We start from the raw sequence: 14,312 nt of genomic DNA, 5'->3' as shown, positions 1-14,312 counted from the left end.
GCACAGGCTGTACAACCGAGTAGAGAGTCCCTCCATAAAAGCGCTTTCAAAGCGAGTACGCCATGCGACGGCGAGACACGCACAGAAACGCCCTTTTTCGTAGAACGTCTGACACCGAGTATGGAAGACCTCGCGCGCTCCCTTCGCGCCGAAGCCACACGGGCGAACGAACGCCGGCTGCTCGTCCTCGCGGGCGACCGCGACGCGACCGTCACAGCCGCACGTTCCGCCCTCTCTGCAGCCGATATCTCTCTCGCTGACACGACGTTCCTCAGTCACCACACCGACCTCGACTGCGAGCGCATCTCCCCCAAACGAGCCAGCGCACTCCTCGGAACGACCCGCACCACCGTCGTCATCGATGCCCACGACGCCTTCCGTCCGAACGTCCTCGGCAGGTCAGTCGGAGCCGTCGAGGGCGGCGGACTCGTTCTCATCCTCACACCCCCACTCGACCAGTGGCCCCACGAGCGAGACGAGTTCGACGAGGGCCTCGCGGTTCCTCCGTTCTCACTCGAAGACGTAACGGGTAACTTCCGCACGCGAACGGTCGACCTCCTTCGAACCCACCCCGGCGTCGCAATCTACGACGTGGACGCCGGACGGGTCGAAAAAGACGGACTGACCGACCCACTGCCGGCCCGGCCACCGGAGACGCCGACGCCACCGAAGACCCACCGATTCCCGGCCGAGGCGTACACGCGCTGTCTCACCACAGACCAGGCAGAGACCGTCGAAGCATTCGAGCGCCTCGCCGACCCCGAGACGGCCATCGTCGTCGAAGCAGACCGGGGCCGGGGCAAATCCAGTGCCGCGGGCCTCGCCGCCGGGTCGCTCGCACACGCGGGAGACGACGTGCTCGTCACCGCTCCCGTCTACCAGAACGCCGCGGAGGTGTTCGCCCGGGCGCGGGAACTCCTCGACTCACTCGGCGCACTCGAAACGGTGAATCACCCGGACAACCCCTCTCTGCTCACGACGACGACGGGCAGGCGAATCCGCTTCGAAAAGCCAACCACGGCGGCGGAACTTCCGGACGACCAGAACGTGGTCATCGTAGACGAGGCCGCCGCACTCCCGGTTCGCGTTCTCGAACGCTTCCTCGCCGCCTCCCGGGTCGCGTTCACGACGACCGTCCACGGCTACGAGGGTACAGGGAGAGGCTTCTCCGTCCGCTTTCGCGACCGACTGGACGCATCCGACCACGACGTGACCGACGTCCGTCTCGACGCACCAATCCGCTACGCCGCCGGCGACCCGGTCGAGATTTGGGCCTTCCGCACGCTCCTGCTCGACGCCCGGCCCGCAGTGGACCCGCTGGTCGAAACTGCTTCGCCCGAATTGGCCACCTACGAATCCCCAACTCCCGAAACCCTGCGCGAGGACGAGCATTTGCTCCGCGAGGTGTTCGGCCTCCTCGTCTACGCCCACTACCGAACCGAACCCGACGACCTGGCCCGACTGCTCGACGCGCCGAACCTCGAACTTCGGACACTGACCCACGATGGCCACGTCGTCTGCGTCGCCCTCCTCGCCCGGGAGGGCAACCTTCCGGCCTCCCTGCGCGCCGAGATGTACGAAGGCGGGCGCGTCCGGGGCAACATGCTCCCCGACGTGCTCACGAGTCAAGTCAGAGACGAGTCTGCAGGCACCACCGCGGGTCTGCGGGTGATGCGTATCGCCACCCACCCCGCGGTTCGCTCTCGTGGACTCGGCTCTCGGTTGCTCGCGGACATCAGAGCGGAGTTCGACGAGCAGCTCGACTGGCTCGGTGTCGGCTACGGCGCAACCCCGGAACTCCTCTCCTTCTGGCGGCAAAACGGCTACCACACCGTCTACCTCTCGACGGGGCGCAACGACGCGAGCGGCGAACATTCTGCTGTAATGATGCTCCCGCTCTCTGGCGCGGGTACAGCACTCCACGACCGCCACGTCCGGTGGTTCGTCGCACGCACGCGAGACATGCTCTCAGACGCACTCTCCGGACTCGACCCCGACGTGGTTCGCGCCGCGCTCCGAGCGACTGATGCCGACGTGGAACTGACCCTCTCAGCGCGAGAGTGGCGACTCATCACAGGGGCGGCCTTCGGCCCCGGCATCGCTGAAATCGCTCCGACGAGCGTGCGAAAACTGGCGATGAAACACCTCACGGACCACGACGACGAGACGCTACTCACCGACCGTCAGGAACGACTGCTCGTCAGAAAAGTGTTGCAGGCGACCCACTGGCGCACCGTCACCGAGGAGTTCGGCTTCCACTCCCCGGCCCACGCGATGCGCGAACTGAGCGCCACGCTCCGGCCGCTGGTGGAAACCTACGGCTCGCCCGTGGTCGCGACAGAACGGAGGCGGTTCGAATGATGCTCGACACCGTGTACCTACTCGCTATCTGCCTGCTCGTCCTCGGCGTCGTCGGGAGCGTCGTCCCACTCCTGCCCGGTGCACCAACCTCGCTCGCGGGTATCTACCTCTACTGGTGGCACACGGGCTACACCGAACCCGGCCTGTTCGCCCTCGTGGGACTGACCCTCGTCGGTCTCACCGCGATGGCGTTCGACTATCTCGGCGGGGCCGTCGCAGCGAAGGTGTCCGGCGCGTCCTGGCAGGTGTCTGCACTCGCCGCGCTGGTTGGGTTCGCGCTCCTGTTCGTGCTCGGCCCGCTTGGCATCTTCGTCGGCGTGGCGGGCACCGTCTTCGCCTTCGAGTACCGAAAACACGAGGACGTAGACCAGAGTCTCAAGGCTGCGGCTTACACGACTGTCGGTATTCTCGCCTCGGCGGCCCTCCAGTTCGTGCTCACGGCCGCGATGCTCGTCTCGTTCGTTCTCGTTACCTGACTCACGGAAGGATTGTTACCGTGGCCGCCCAATGCCCGCCATGCGACGCTGCGACGAGAAGGGGTGTGACGAGCGAGCGACGGTCCGCCTGCACATCCCCTGGGCCGACAGAAAAGACGTCTGTACCGCACACGCCCGGGTGCTGGTCCAGCGAGACGGCGTCGTCGCGGAACCCTTACCGGGCGCGGAGAATCACTGGCACTGACTAGGGGTGGGTATAGTAGACGACCGACTCGTCTCCAGCGTGGTCGTCCACGCGCACGAAGCCAATGCGCTCGAACTGAATTACGTCGTCTACAGCCGTTTCTGCGAAGTCGGGTTCTGCGTGGCCAGTCACGTCGCCCTCCATCGTTCGCATGGTGACGGGGACGTTCTCGTCTGCACCGACCCAGTGAACCACGTCCACGCCCTCCTCGCGGACGGCGGAGAGGTCGTTGCCGAGATATTCGAGGGCGTCGCGGGTGTGCTGGAACAGGCCGAGACCCTTGAGCCAGATGCGCTCACCGTTCGGTGGCACGTCGTCAGCTTCGAGGAGCACCCCACCGGAGACGGGAATGTCGCGTTTCCCACGGTCCTCGTGGTCGGGGTGAACCGGCGGGTGACCTGCCTCTGGTGCGCCGACGACGGGAAGCTCCTGTCCGTCACGGACGAAGAAGTAGCGCGCCGCCTCGTCGTCCACGATAGCGCGGTTGTTCGCGTAAATCGAACTCATCGCGAGGTCCACGTTGCTCGTGGAGGTTCCGAGTTGAATCATCGCCTCGGTGATAGCCTCTCCGCGGATACCCCGGCGGCGGACGCTCTTCAGCGTCGGCGCTCGCGGGTCGTCCCAGCCGTCGAGTTCGCCGTCGTCGATGAGTTTCTTGATGGTCGAGGTGGACACCTTCACGTCGTAGGCGTCGATCTGGACGTGGCCCCAGTGGATGACTTCGGGGTACTCCCAGCCGAAGTAGTCGTAGACGAACTGCTGGCGCTTCGCCGAGTCCTGTAAGTCGATGCCGCGAATGATGTGGGTGACGCCCGTGAGCTGGTCGTCGATACCCGACTGGAAGTCAAGCATCGGCCAGCACCGATAGTCCGCCGCTTCCTCGCGCGGGTGGGGCGTATCGACCATGCGGAACGCCACGAAGTCGCGCAACGCCGGGTTCTTGTGCTCGATGTCCGTCTTCACGCGGAGCACCATGTCGCCGGCGCTGTACTCGCCTGCGACCATCTTCTCGAACTCCGCCATCGTGGTTTCGGCGTCCTTCTCGCGGTGGGGACACGGCTTGCCCGAGTTCTTCAACTCCGAGAACGTCTCGCCGGAACACGAGCACGTGTAGGCCCCGCCCATCTCGATGAGTTCGCGGGCGTGGTCGTAGTAGATGGGCACCCGGTCTGAGGCACGCATCACGTCGTCAGGCTTGAAACCGAGATACTCGATATCCTCCAAAATCGCGTCGTAGGCGTCCATGTCCGGGCGCTTGGTCTCGGGGTCCGTGTCGTCGAACCGGCAGACGAACCAGCCGTCGTAGAGGTCTTTGTACGTCCCGATGACCGCGGGCATCCGGGCGTGGCCGAGGTGCCACGGGCCGTTCGGGTTCGGCGCGACGCGCATCCGAATCTCGTCGTAATCCTCCGCATTCGGCAGGTCTGGAAGGACTCGGTCGTCTGCCTCGTCTTCTGCGTCGAGGTCCGCCAGCCACTCGGGGTCGAGTTCGCCCAGCCGCTCGCGTTTCTCCTCGGTGGACGCGGCGTTCACCTTCGCGACGATGGGGCCGATGATGCCCGGAATGTCACCGCCGTGGGGACGAAACTCCGGGTTTTCACCCATCAGCGGGCCCATAATCGCGCCGACGTCAGCGTCGCTCTCGTGTTTGACCGCGTTGATGAGCGCGTGCTTCTCGGCCTCCTTCTCGATTCGCTCTCGGAGTTCCTGGTCCATTGCAGAAGCATTGACTGTCCCTGTTCAAAACTACGTTGAAAACGGGTGGTATCCCGCCGGTCAGTAGCCGCGGTCGATGAGGTAGTCCGCGATGTCGTAGAGGAGGTCGCGGACCTCGCTGTCCGGCAGCACGTCGAGGCGTGCTTTCCCGTCTGCGACGAGCGTCTCGGCCGTCTCCCGGGCGTACTCGATAGAGCCCGCCTCGGTGAGTTGCTCGACGGCCGCGTCGATTTCGTCCTCTGAGACGCCGTCTACGGTGTCCGCCGAGACGAGCGAATCGACGTCCACGCCCTGCTGGCGGGCGTGGAGGGTGATGATGGTCTGTTTGTTCTCGACGAGGTCGCTGCCGCGCTGCTTGCCGAGTTTCTCACTCGGCACCGTCAGGTCGAGCAGGTCGTCCTGAATCTGGAATGCGCGACCGACGTCTAGGCCGTAGCCGTAGAGGGCGTCGACCGTCTCGTCGTCTGCGCCGAGCAGGATGGCCGGGATGGCCGTCGCCGCCGCGTACAGCACCGCTGTCTTCTGTTCTGCCATCTCTAAGTACTCCTCGGGCAGGACGTCCGTGCGCGTCTCGAAGGCGACGTCGAGGGCCTGGCCCTCGCAAATCTTCGTACACGTCGTCGCGAGCATCGAGAGCGCCCGGACCGACCGGTCTGCGGAGGCCCCGGTTTCGAGCATGAACTCGAACGCTTTCGAGTAGAGCGTGTCACCTGCGAGAATCGCGGTTTCGAGGTCGTAGGCCTGATGGACCGACGGCGCACCGCGGCGCAGGTCGTCGTCGTCCATGATGTCGTCGTGAATCAGCGTGAACGACTGGATGACCTCGATGCTCACGGCGGCCGCCATCAGGTCGATGGTGTTGCCATCGAGCGTCGGAAACGCCCGATAATCGACCGTTTCTGGGTCGACGTCGAGCAGCGCCTCGCCGACCAGCAACAGCATCGCTGGGCGGAGGCGCTTGCCACCGGCGTCGAGCAGGTGGCGTGAGGCCTTATAGAGGCGCTCTGGCTTCGTAATCGGCAGGTCCGCGCCGATGGCCTCGTTGACGAGGTCACGGCGGGCCGCGATTGCATCGGTTACAGCCATGTTCCGCATAGGCATCTAGTCGACCAGCTGGATGATGTTCCCGTTGCGCGTGACGTGGAGGTCACGGCCCATCGTGTAGCCCTCACTCTCTGCGAGGTCCACGTACGGCGCGAAGCCTCGCATGTCCTGGTGGGCTGGGATGACGTGCTGTGGCTGGAGCGTGCGGAGCATCTGGTAGAGTCCTTCCTGGGACATGTGCCCGGAAACGTGGACGTCGTCGTAGATGCGTGCACCCTGCATCCGCAGGAGTTTCTCGGACTGGTAGCGCTGGCCCTCGTTGGTTGGCTCGGGGATGACGCGCGCGGAGAAGACGACCTTGTCGCCCTCGTCCAGTTCGTACGGCGTCTCGCCGCGGCCCATGCGGGTGAGCATAGCGCGTGGCTCGCCCTGGTGGCCCGTCACGATTGGGAGGAAGTTCTCTTTGCCTTCCTTCATGATGCGCTTGAACGTGCGGTCGACCGACTTGCGGTGGCCGTACATGCCGAGGTCGTCGGGGAAGTCGACGAAGTTCAGGCGCTCTGCGGTGCCCGAGTACTTCTCCATCGAGCGTCCGAGGAGGACTGGCTGGCGGCCGATGTCTTCGGCGAACTCGACGAGGGACTTCACACGGGCGACGTGCGAGGAGAACGTGGTGGCGACGATGCCGCCGTCGTAGTCCTCCATGCTGTAGATGACGTCCTTGAGGTGCTTGCGCGCGACGGACTCGCTCGGGGTGCGCCCCTTGCGGCCGGCGTTCGTACAGTCTTCGATGTACGCGAGGACGCCGTTGTCGGAGTTCGCAATCTCGCGGAAGCGCTTCATGTCGATTGGGTCGCCGAGGACCGGCGTGTGGTCCATCCGCTTGTCGAGGCCGTAGATGACCGCACCCTCCGGGGTGTGGAGGACGGGGTTGATGGCGTCGATGATGGAGTGTGTGACGTTGACGAATTCGAGTTCCACCTCGTCGGAGATGGACATCGTCTCACCCGCGCTCATCTTGATGAGATCGTTCTGGACGCCGAACTTCTCCTCGCCTTCGATCTGCTGCTTGACGAGTTCGATGGTGAACGGCGTCGCGACGATCGGTGCGTTGTAGCGGTGTGCGAGCTTGCTAATCGCGCCGATGTGGTCGAGGTGACCGTGAGTTGGGACGATTGCTTTGACGTCACCCTCTAAGTCGCTCATGACACGGTCGTCCGGAATGGCACCCATGTCTATGAGGTCTAAGCTGTGCATTCGTTCGGTCTCGACGTTGTCGTGGATGAGGACTTGCGAGAGGTTGAGCCCCATGTCGAAGATTACAACGTCGTCACCTGCGCGGACGGCAGTCATCTGCCGACCGACTTCTTCGTATCCGCCTATCGTGGCAATTTCAATTTCCATAGTTATCGCGCCGAGCGGAGCCCTCCAACCAGACGGTTTCGCGTGGGCGACCGGCGGGTCCCCGCCGAACGCCCACAACCGCACGAGGTGGACGGCTTGCTGTCTCGGTTACGGAACGGTACGAACTCGGTTGTTAAAAAGAACGTGGAATGGCTGTCAAAATCACCACTCGTTTGGGCCGTCAGTCCGTCCGACCGTCGATTCGCGTGCCGGGAGACTCACCGGCCAAAAACGCAGCGAGTCCATCCAGCCCGAAGATGTCAGCGGGCGAGCCTAACGCGAGCAGTTCGCGAACCTTCCCGGCCATTCCGCCGGAAACGTCCGTTGCGTCGCTCCCGCCAAGCGCAGGCGCGACGGCCTCGAAGCTGTCGATTTCGTCGATGACGGTGTCGGACTCGTCGAGGACGCCCGGAACCCCAGAGCAGAGACCCACCCGGTCTGCCGCCAGGGACCGCGCGAGCGACGTGACGAGTTCGTCGCCGCTCACGACCGTCACGCCCTCGCCAGCGTGCGCGATGACGTCGCCGTGCAACACGGGGACGAACCCCTCACCGAGCAGCGTTTCGACCGCCGTCGTCGCGAGGGTAAGCGCCCCCTCCTCGTCGCGGGCCGCCGCAGAGAGCGGATGGACGGGCACGGCGGGAACGCCCTCCTCGTTCAGCCGATTGACGACGACTTCGTTCAGCCGCTTCATCGCCTCGTGGATGTCGAGGACGGCGTCGGGGTCGTGACTCCCAGCCGTCGTCGAAACGTCGTGTTTGTTCGCGTGGTGATGGCCGAAGCTTCCCCCGCCGTGGACAATCACGAGGTCTTCTACGTCCGCCTCCGCGATGACGTGGACGGCCCGCGCCAGGTTTGCGGCGTCTATCTTCTCGACGCCGTCTTTTTCGGTGATGACGCTCCCGCCGAGTTTGAGTATCGTCGTCATCGTTCCTCCACCCGAACGCCTTCGGTGTCCAGTTCCGCCCGGAAGGCGTCTTCACAGCCCATCGTAAAGCGCAGTGCCGTCGTCGTCGCGTCCGTCTCGTCGAGCGCGACGATACAGCCACCGCCGCCCGCGCCCGTGAGTTTCGCCCCGAGTGCGTCGGCGTCGCGGGCCGCCCACACCATCGTATCGAGCGAGCGCGAGGAGACGCCGAGGGCTTCGAGCAGGCCGTGGTTGAAGTTCATGAGTCGGCCGAGTTCCTCGAGGTCACCGTCCGCGAGCGCCTGCTCACCGTGGCGGACGATGTCGCCGATGGCCGCGACGGTGTTCGCCGCGAAATCGTACTCCTCGCGGAGTTTGCGAACGCCCGCGACGAGCGCACCGGTGTCGCCCGCCCCACCGTCGTAGCCGATGACGAACGGGAGATTCGCGGGCGTCTCGATGGTGCGACAGTCGTCGCCCTCGACCCGAACCGCCCCGCCCATCGCGGAGCAAAAGGTGTCCGCCCGCGAGGCCTGACCGTCCTGGACGGCGAGTTCGACCTGATACGCCCTATCTGCGAGTTCGTCTTTCGTGAGTTCGACGCCCAGTTCGCGGGTGGCGGCGTCGATGGCGGCGACCACGACGGCCGCAGAGGATCCAAGTCCGGCCCCGAGCGGAATGTCGCTCTCGATGGTGATGTCGAAGCCGGCGTCGGGGTCGTCGGCCGCCTCGCGGGCCGTCGAGATGGCTCCGTCGATGTAGCCCATCGCCGCACGAACGAGGCCGCTTGGCACGTCCACGTCCGGCGCGCCGTCGGCATCGCCGCTGTATTCGACGGTGAACCCATCGAGGGTGAGGTCGGCCGCCTCGACGCGCAATCGGTTGTCGTCGCGGGCCTCGACGGTGACTCGCGCCCGTCGTTCGATGGCACAGGGGACTGCCGGTTCCCCGTAGACGACGGCGTGCTCACCAAAGAGATAGACCTTGCCTGGAGCACTTGAAATGGTCATTACGTGCCCGTAGGCGCGAGGCGTAACAGTAGTTGCGGATTTGTCCCTTCGCCCAGTTTCCTTACAATTCAATAGTGATGACTACCATTCGTGGAGATATGTCCATCACCGCGCGAATGCGTCGCCACGTCGAGGAGACGATTCGACGATTCGACGCGGCCTACGGCACCTACGAAATCGTAGAGAAGGAGGCCACCTGGTCGACCGAGCGCTACGACGAGGCCGCCGCCCACTTCGACGAAACCGGCGACCTCGGCGGGGCCGGCGTCTGGCTCTCGAACCGCGACGGCGAGGTGCTCCTCATCCAGCGCGACGGCGAGACCACCTGGACCGCCCCCGGCGGCTACATCAATCCCGACGAGACCTACGAGCAGACCGCCCGCCGGGAGGTCCGCGAGGAGACGAGCGTCGAATGCCTGCTCACCGGACTGAATCAGGTCCACGTCACCGCGGTCACCGACGCCACAGACCCCACTCGACCGACGCTGTTCAACCTCTCTGTGGTCTTCGACGGTCAGCATCTCTCGGGAACACCCACGCCCGAACCGGGCGAAGTCGCCGCCGTCAAGTGGTGGGACGTGCTGCCGACACGGCTCCAGCATCCGGAGTTACACCAGTTGCCACTCCCCGAGCGAACGCCGTCGCTCGCGGACGAGGACTAGAAACGAAAAAGGTTCGCTTAAATGTCGCTCTCGAAGTCGTCGAGGGCGTAGGACGGCTCTGCGCCGCGGCGGTCGAGCGTCTCGTTGGCCAGCAGCCAGTAGACGACCGACAGCGCTTTGCGACCTTTGTTGTTCGTCGGGATGACGAGGTCGACGTTGCTGGTCGAGTTGTTGGAGTCGCACATCGCGATAACGGGAATCCCGACGGTGATAGCCTCTTTTACGGCCTGGCTGTCACCGATTGGGTCAGTCACCACGACGACGTCCGGTTCGATGTAGCCCGCGTAGTCCGGGTTGGTCAGCGTTCCGGGGATAAACCGGCCCGTGCGAGCGCGTGCGCCGACCGCGTCGGCGAACTTCTCGGCGGGGAACCGACCGTACTGGCGACTGGAGGTCACCAGAATCTGTTCGGGGTTGTACTCGGCGAGGAAGTCCGCGGCGGTGCGGATGCGCTGGTCGGTCTTCGAGATGTCCAGCACGTACAGACCGTCGTCACGGACGCGGTGGATGAACCGCTCCATGTACTTGGTCTTCTGCTGGGTACCGATGTGGACACCAGCGGCGAGGTAATCCTCGACCGGGATGAGGAGGTCTGCTTCCTCCTGGTTGTCCATCACGTCCTCGTCGAGCACGGGGCTCTCTTCTTCGGCCTCCGCGGCCGGCTCTTCTTCGTCTGCCTCTCGGACGTCCGTGTCGGGGTCGACCGCGGGTTCCGCACCGGACTCGCCGGTCGGCTCCTGGTCGATCTCCTCTTCGGCCGCCTCGAGGCCTTCTTCTTGTTCGTTGTCGCTCATGCGTTTGCCTCGATTCGGATGAGTTCGTTGAGTTTTGCAGTGCGCTCGCCGCCGACGGCACCGGTCTTGATGAACGGTGCGTCAGTCGCGACAGCGAGGTGTGCGATCGTCGTGTCCTCTGTCTCACCGCTGCGGTGGGAGATGACCGGGTCGTACCCGTTGTGGACGGCGAGTTCGACGGCGTCGAAAGCGTCGCTCAGCGTGCCAATCTGGTTTGGCTTGATGAGGATGCTGTTGGCCGCGCCCATGTCGATGCCGTCGGCGAGTCGCTCGGTGTTGGTGACGAACAGGTCGTCGCCACAGATGAGCGTCTGGTCGCCGACGCGCTCGGTGAGCGCCGCGAAGCCGTCGAAGTCGTTCTCGTCGAGGGGGTCCTCTACGTACACGAGGTCGTAGTCGGTGACGAGCGAGGCGATGTACTCGACTTGCTCGTCGGGCGTGCGCGTGATGTCGCCGTAGTGGTACGCGCCGTCTTCGAACAGTTCGGAGGCGGCCACGTCGAGGCCGAACCGAATCTCGAAGCCGACGTCGTCTTCGACCGCGTCGGTTGCCGCAGCCATGATGTCGAACGCCTCTGCGTCGTCGATCGCGGGCGCCCAGGCACCTTCGTCGCCTTTGGCTGCCGCAATGTCGCGGTCTGCGAGCAGTTCTTTGACCGTGTCGTGAACCGCTGCGTTTGCGAACACCGCGTCCTCGACGCTCGGTGCGCCGACGGGGGCCGAAAGGAACTCCTGGATGTACGTCGCGTCGGTGGCGTGTTCGCCGCCGCCGATGACGTTGCCGAGTGGGACGGGGAACGTGTTCCCGCGGAACGTGCCTCCGAGGTGCTGATAGAGGGGCGCACCGAGCAGGTCGGCGGCCGCCTTCGCCGCAGCCATACTGATGGCAACGGCGCTGTTCGCACCAATCTCGGAGAAGTTGTCCGTCCCGTCTGCGGCGCGCAGGGCCGCGTCGACACTGCGCTGGTCGCCTGCGTACACGTTCCCCACGAGTCGTGGGACGGCGTGTTCACGGGCGGCCGCGATGGCCTCCTCGACAGGAAGTTCGATGGCCTCGAATTCACCCGTGCTCGCCCCGCTCGGGGCTGCTGCACGGCCGAATCCGCCGCTCTCTGTACGCACGTCAGCCTCGACTGTCGGGTTCCCCCGCGAGTCGAGAATCGCGCGAAGGCGAACCTCGGAGATGAGGGTCACTGCGGTCCACCCCGATTGACGGTGAACGGCAGGACGCCTGCGTCGAACTCCTCGGCCGCGATGAGAATCGGCTGGGATTCGTCCGTCTCGATGAGGACGGGTGCGCCGTACGACACCTGCAGGGCGCGTGCCCCGAGGATGCGTGCTTTCTCGTACCGGCTGTATCGTTGCATGGATATCACTGGTATGGGGCTACGACGTCGACGAGGTCGCGGTGCGACACAAGCATGCGCCGACAGCAGAAGCGGTCCAGCCCGAGGTCGTCGAGTACTTCTTCGGGGTCTTCATCGCCCTCTAAGGCGCGTGCTTCGAATTCTTCCCAGTGTTCGCCGACAACCTTGCCGCACGTGAAACACCGGACTGGTATCATCATGGCGTGGTCACCTCAACGGTAGGACTTCTGGTAGCGGGCGCGAGCGCCGGGCCCACCCCACTTCTTCGGTTCAGACTGGCGAACGTCGTTCACCAGCAGGGAACGGTCGAACTCCATGAACGCGTCGCGGAGTTCGGCGTCCGCGGAGTGCTCAACCAGTCCACGTGCGATAGCGGTGCGGACTGCGTCGGCCTGGCCGACGACGCCGCCGCCCTGGACGTGCACTTCGATGTCGACCGTGTCGCGCAGGCCTTCGGAGATTCGGAACGGTTCCAGCATCTTGAGGCGGGCGAGCTCCGGTTCGACCAGTTCGACTGGCTGGGAATTGATACGCACGCGACCCTCGCCCTCTTTGACCGTTGCACGGGCGATGGCCGTCTTCTTCTTACCACTCGTGTTCGTTACCATGTGACGTTGGCTCCCAGTTTTTCGCTCACTTCGCCCAGCTGGACGAAGCGGATGTTCGACAGGCGATCCAGCGACGTACCGTCAAGTACCTCGCCGTCTTCGTCGTACGGGTTGCCCACGTAGACGCGGACGGATTCGAGTGCCTCGCGGCCGCGGGACTTCTTGTACGGAAGCATCCCACGGATGGCACGCTTGAAGATCATGTCCGGTCGCTTTGGGTAGTACGGACCCTGGTCGGACCCGACCTCGACGCGCTTCTCGTAGACGGAGAACACGTCTTCCTTGCTCCCGGTGATGATGGCTTCTTCCGCGTTCACCACGGCGACACGCTCGCCGTCGAGCGCGCGCTGTGCGACCTGACTGGCCACACGGCCCATGATGCAGTCGCGAGCGTCGACGACGATGTCGACGTCGAATTCGGTTGCGCTCATTGGATCACCCGGACGTTCGTCCCGTTGGGGTTCTGTTCTAGAATCTGTTCCAGCTTGACTGGCTCACCGACTTGCTTGATCTTCGTCTCTGCGGACGACGAGAAGTCGACTGCAGCGACGGTGACCGACTTTTGAAGAATCCCGCTGCCGAGCACCTTTCCAGGCACGACGACGGTTTCGTCTTCTTTCGCGTACCGCTCGATGCGACCCAGGTTAACCTCCGCGTGGTTACGCCGGGGCTTTTCGAGCCGGTCAGCAACATCGCTCCAGACGTCTGCGCCCGAATCACGGGCGGTCGACTTCAGGTCGGCGATGAGACTGGCGAGCCTCGGATTCGTCTTACTCATAATATCGCTCCTGATGGAAAACTGAGTGCAGGGGGCAGGATTTGAACCTGCGGACTCCTACGAGACAGCGCCCTGAACGCTGCGCCGTTGGCCTGACTTGGCTACCCCTGCTCGTGTTCATGTGTTTTGGGTTGCCCTTCAAACCTGTTTCGATTGCGCACCCGGTCCCGCCGGTGGTTTTGTGGGCGGGCGTCCGGGTCTGAATGTGGTTTGAAGGTATCATTTGTCTGTGTTACAGCTGGACTGCTTCTTCGAGTTCCGCAGCACGGTCGCCGAGACTGTCGGCGGCGGCGAGGACGAGGTCGGCGACGGAGAACGACCCGTCGGTTTCGACGTCGAACACGAACGCGTTCGGAACGTCGGTGACCTGCACTTCCTTGCCGGGGTACCGCTGCGTGAGGTCGTGGTCGAACTCCTCTGTGCCGACCAGTTCCCCGTCCGCTTCGATGACACCACGAAGGATGTTCGGTTCGTCGTCTTCGAACTCACCCGCGTCGCCGACGACCTCCACGCGCTGGAGGTGACGATAGCCAACGGCCACCCCACCCTGGAACTTCGCGTGGGATTTGCCGGTGTCGAGGACCGCGTCGGCCTCGAATTCGAGACGCTGGTTCTCTTTGAGTTCGACGATGGGCACGTTCTGGTCCGCCGGCTGGACGAGGTCGTCAGCCGAGACGAGGTCACCAGAGTACGCCGTCGCCGGCCCCTGCACGTCGAGACTCAGGGTGACCGATTCACCCAGCTCGAACTCGCCGATTGGCGAGGTGAGAGGGACGAGCCCCAGCCGCAGGGCGATCATCTCGTCGAACATGACACTCGAGTTCTCGATGAACCGAACCGTGTCGATCGACATCGTGGGGACGTCCGTAATCATCGCTCGGCGGATGCCGTTGGCGAATGCCGGGGTGACCCCACGGACGAGGAATCGCGACCTGCGATCCGTGTAGTCGATGAACTCCACTTCGTAGTCGATAGCCATTG

The 14,312-nt window shown here is 64.3% G+C and carries 17 protein-coding genes and 1 tRNA gene; 4 read left to right on the top strand and 14 right to left on the bottom strand.

Annotated elements, in window-relative coordinates; all coding sequences use genetic code 11:
• Positions 1–120 precede the first annotated feature (120 nt).
• From tmcA to P1M51_RS04445, 3 genes are read left to right on the top strand one after another with little or no spacing between them, the layout of a single operon-like run.
• Positions 121–2,361 carry a tRNA(Met) cytidine acetyltransferase TmcA gene (gene tmcA / locus P1M51_RS04455; RefSeq protein WP_276246984.1) on the top strand — a complete coding sequence of 747 codons (2,241 nt, stop codon included), beginning with the start codon at positions 121–123 and terminating at the stop codon, positions 2,359–2,361.
• Positions 2,361–2,837, top strand: coding sequence for a DUF456 domain-containing protein (locus P1M51_RS04450; RefSeq protein WP_276248466.1), 477 nt, complete (start codon positions 2,361–2,363; stop codon positions 2,835–2,837). The genes tmcA and P1M51_RS04450 overlap by 1 nt, the downstream gene beginning before the upstream one ends.
• Positions 2,838–2,877: 40 nt before the next feature.
• A complete protein-coding gene (locus tag P1M51_RS04445) occupies positions 2,878–3,042 on the top strand; it encodes a hypothetical protein (RefSeq protein ID WP_276246983.1) in 165 nt (54 codons plus the stop codon).
• Here P1M51_RS04445 and P1M51_RS04440 read toward each other — a convergent pair whose 3' ends face one another.
• From P1M51_RS04440 to mvk, 5 genes are all read right to left on the bottom strand, one after another.
• Positions 3,043–4,758: a glutamate--tRNA ligase gene (locus P1M51_RS04440; RefSeq protein WP_276246982.1), complete on the bottom strand. Its 1,716-nt coding sequence runs from the start codon at positions 4,756–4,758 to the stop codon at positions 3,043–3,045.
• A gap of 60 nt (positions 4,759–4,818) precedes the next feature.
• Entirely contained in the window at positions 4,819–5,859 is a 1,041-nt protein-coding gene (locus P1M51_RS04435; RefSeq protein WP_276246981.1) for a geranylfarnesyl diphosphate synthase, read from the bottom strand.
• On the bottom strand, positions 5,860–7,206 hold the full coding sequence (locus tag P1M51_RS04430; RefSeq protein WP_276246980.1) for a ribonuclease J: 1,347 nt from the start codon (positions 7,204–7,206) through the stop codon (positions 5,860–5,862).
• A gap of 181 nt (positions 7,207–7,387) precedes the next feature.
• Positions 7,388–8,134, bottom strand: coding sequence for an isopentenyl phosphate kinase (locus P1M51_RS04425; RefSeq protein WP_276246979.1), 747 nt, complete (start codon positions 8,132–8,134; stop codon positions 7,388–7,390).
• Positions 8,131–9,123, bottom strand: a complete 993-nt coding sequence (gene mvk / locus P1M51_RS04420; RefSeq protein WP_276246978.1) for a mevalonate kinase — start codon at positions 9,121–9,123, stop codon at positions 8,131–8,133. The genes P1M51_RS04425 and mvk overlap by 4 nt, the downstream gene beginning before the upstream one ends.
• A 98-nt stretch (positions 9,124–9,221) precedes the next feature.
• Here mvk and P1M51_RS04415 point away from each other — a divergent pair, with 98 nt between their 5' ends.
• Positions 9,222–9,785 (top strand): NUDIX hydrolase, encoded by a 564-nt coding sequence (locus P1M51_RS04415; RefSeq protein ID WP_276246977.1) that lies wholly within the window; start codon positions 9,222–9,224, stop codon positions 9,783–9,785.
• A gap of 17 nt (positions 9,786–9,802) precedes the next feature.
• On the opposite strand, the gene rpsB is transcribed toward P1M51_RS04415, so the two are convergent.
• The 9 genes from rpsB to P1M51_RS04370 all read right to left on the bottom strand — a co-directional run bounded on the left by rpsB (position 9,803) and on the right by P1M51_RS04370 (position 14,310).
• Positions 9,803–10,579 carry a 30S ribosomal protein S2 gene (gene rpsB, locus P1M51_RS04410; protein WP_276246976.1) on the bottom strand — a complete coding sequence of 259 codons (777 nt, stop codon included), beginning with the start codon at positions 10,577–10,579 and terminating at the stop codon, positions 9,803–9,805.
• Positions 10,576–11,772 carry a phosphopyruvate hydratase gene (eno, locus tag P1M51_RS04405; protein WP_276246975.1) on the bottom strand — a complete coding sequence of 399 codons (1,197 nt, stop codon included), beginning with the start codon at positions 11,770–11,772 and terminating at the stop codon, positions 10,576–10,578. The genes rpsB and eno overlap by 4 nt, the downstream gene beginning before the upstream one ends.
• Complete coding sequence (locus P1M51_RS04400; protein ID WP_276248465.1) at positions 11,769–11,951, bottom strand: DNA-directed RNA polymerase subunit K; 183 nt, start codon at positions 11,949–11,951, stop codon at positions 11,769–11,771. Before P1M51_RS04400 ends, eno begins: the two co-directional genes overlap by 4 nt.
• Positions 11,951–12,145, bottom strand: a complete 195-nt coding sequence (locus P1M51_RS04395; protein WP_276246974.1) for a DNA-directed RNA polymerase subunit N — start codon at positions 12,143–12,145, stop codon at positions 11,951–11,953. Before P1M51_RS04395 ends, P1M51_RS04400 begins: the two co-directional genes overlap by 1 nt.
• Positions 12,146–12,157: 12 nt before the next feature.
• Positions 12,158–12,553, bottom strand: coding sequence for a 30S ribosomal protein S9 (locus P1M51_RS04390; protein ID WP_276246973.1), 396 nt, complete (start codon positions 12,551–12,553; stop codon positions 12,158–12,160).
• Complete coding sequence (locus tag P1M51_RS04385; protein WP_276246972.1) at positions 12,547–12,984, bottom strand: 50S ribosomal protein L13; 438 nt, start codon at positions 12,982–12,984, stop codon at positions 12,547–12,549. The genes P1M51_RS04390 and P1M51_RS04385 overlap by 7 nt, the downstream gene beginning before the upstream one ends.
• A complete protein-coding gene (locus P1M51_RS04380) occupies positions 12,981–13,331 on the bottom strand; it encodes a 50S ribosomal protein L18e (protein WP_276246971.1) in 351 nt (116 codons plus the stop codon). Before P1M51_RS04380 ends, P1M51_RS04385 begins: the two co-directional genes overlap by 4 nt.
• A 26-nt stretch (positions 13,332–13,357) precedes the next feature.
• Positions 13,358–13,442: transfer RNA gene (locus P1M51_RS04375), tRNA-Leu, on the bottom strand.
• A gap of 121 nt (positions 13,443–13,563) precedes the next feature.
• Positions 13,564–14,310 (bottom strand): DNA-directed RNA polymerase subunit D, encoded by a 747-nt coding sequence (locus tag P1M51_RS04370; protein WP_276246970.1) that lies wholly within the window; start codon positions 14,308–14,310, stop codon positions 13,564–13,566.
• Between the last annotated feature and the right edge of the window lie 2 nt (positions 14,311–14,312).

Source organism: Haladaptatus sp. QDMS2, from assembly GCF_029338295.1.
Lineage (GTDB): Archaea > Halobacteriota > Halobacteria > Halobacteriales > Halococcaceae > QDMS2.
This window is presented reverse-complemented; position numbering and strand designations above follow the sequence as displayed.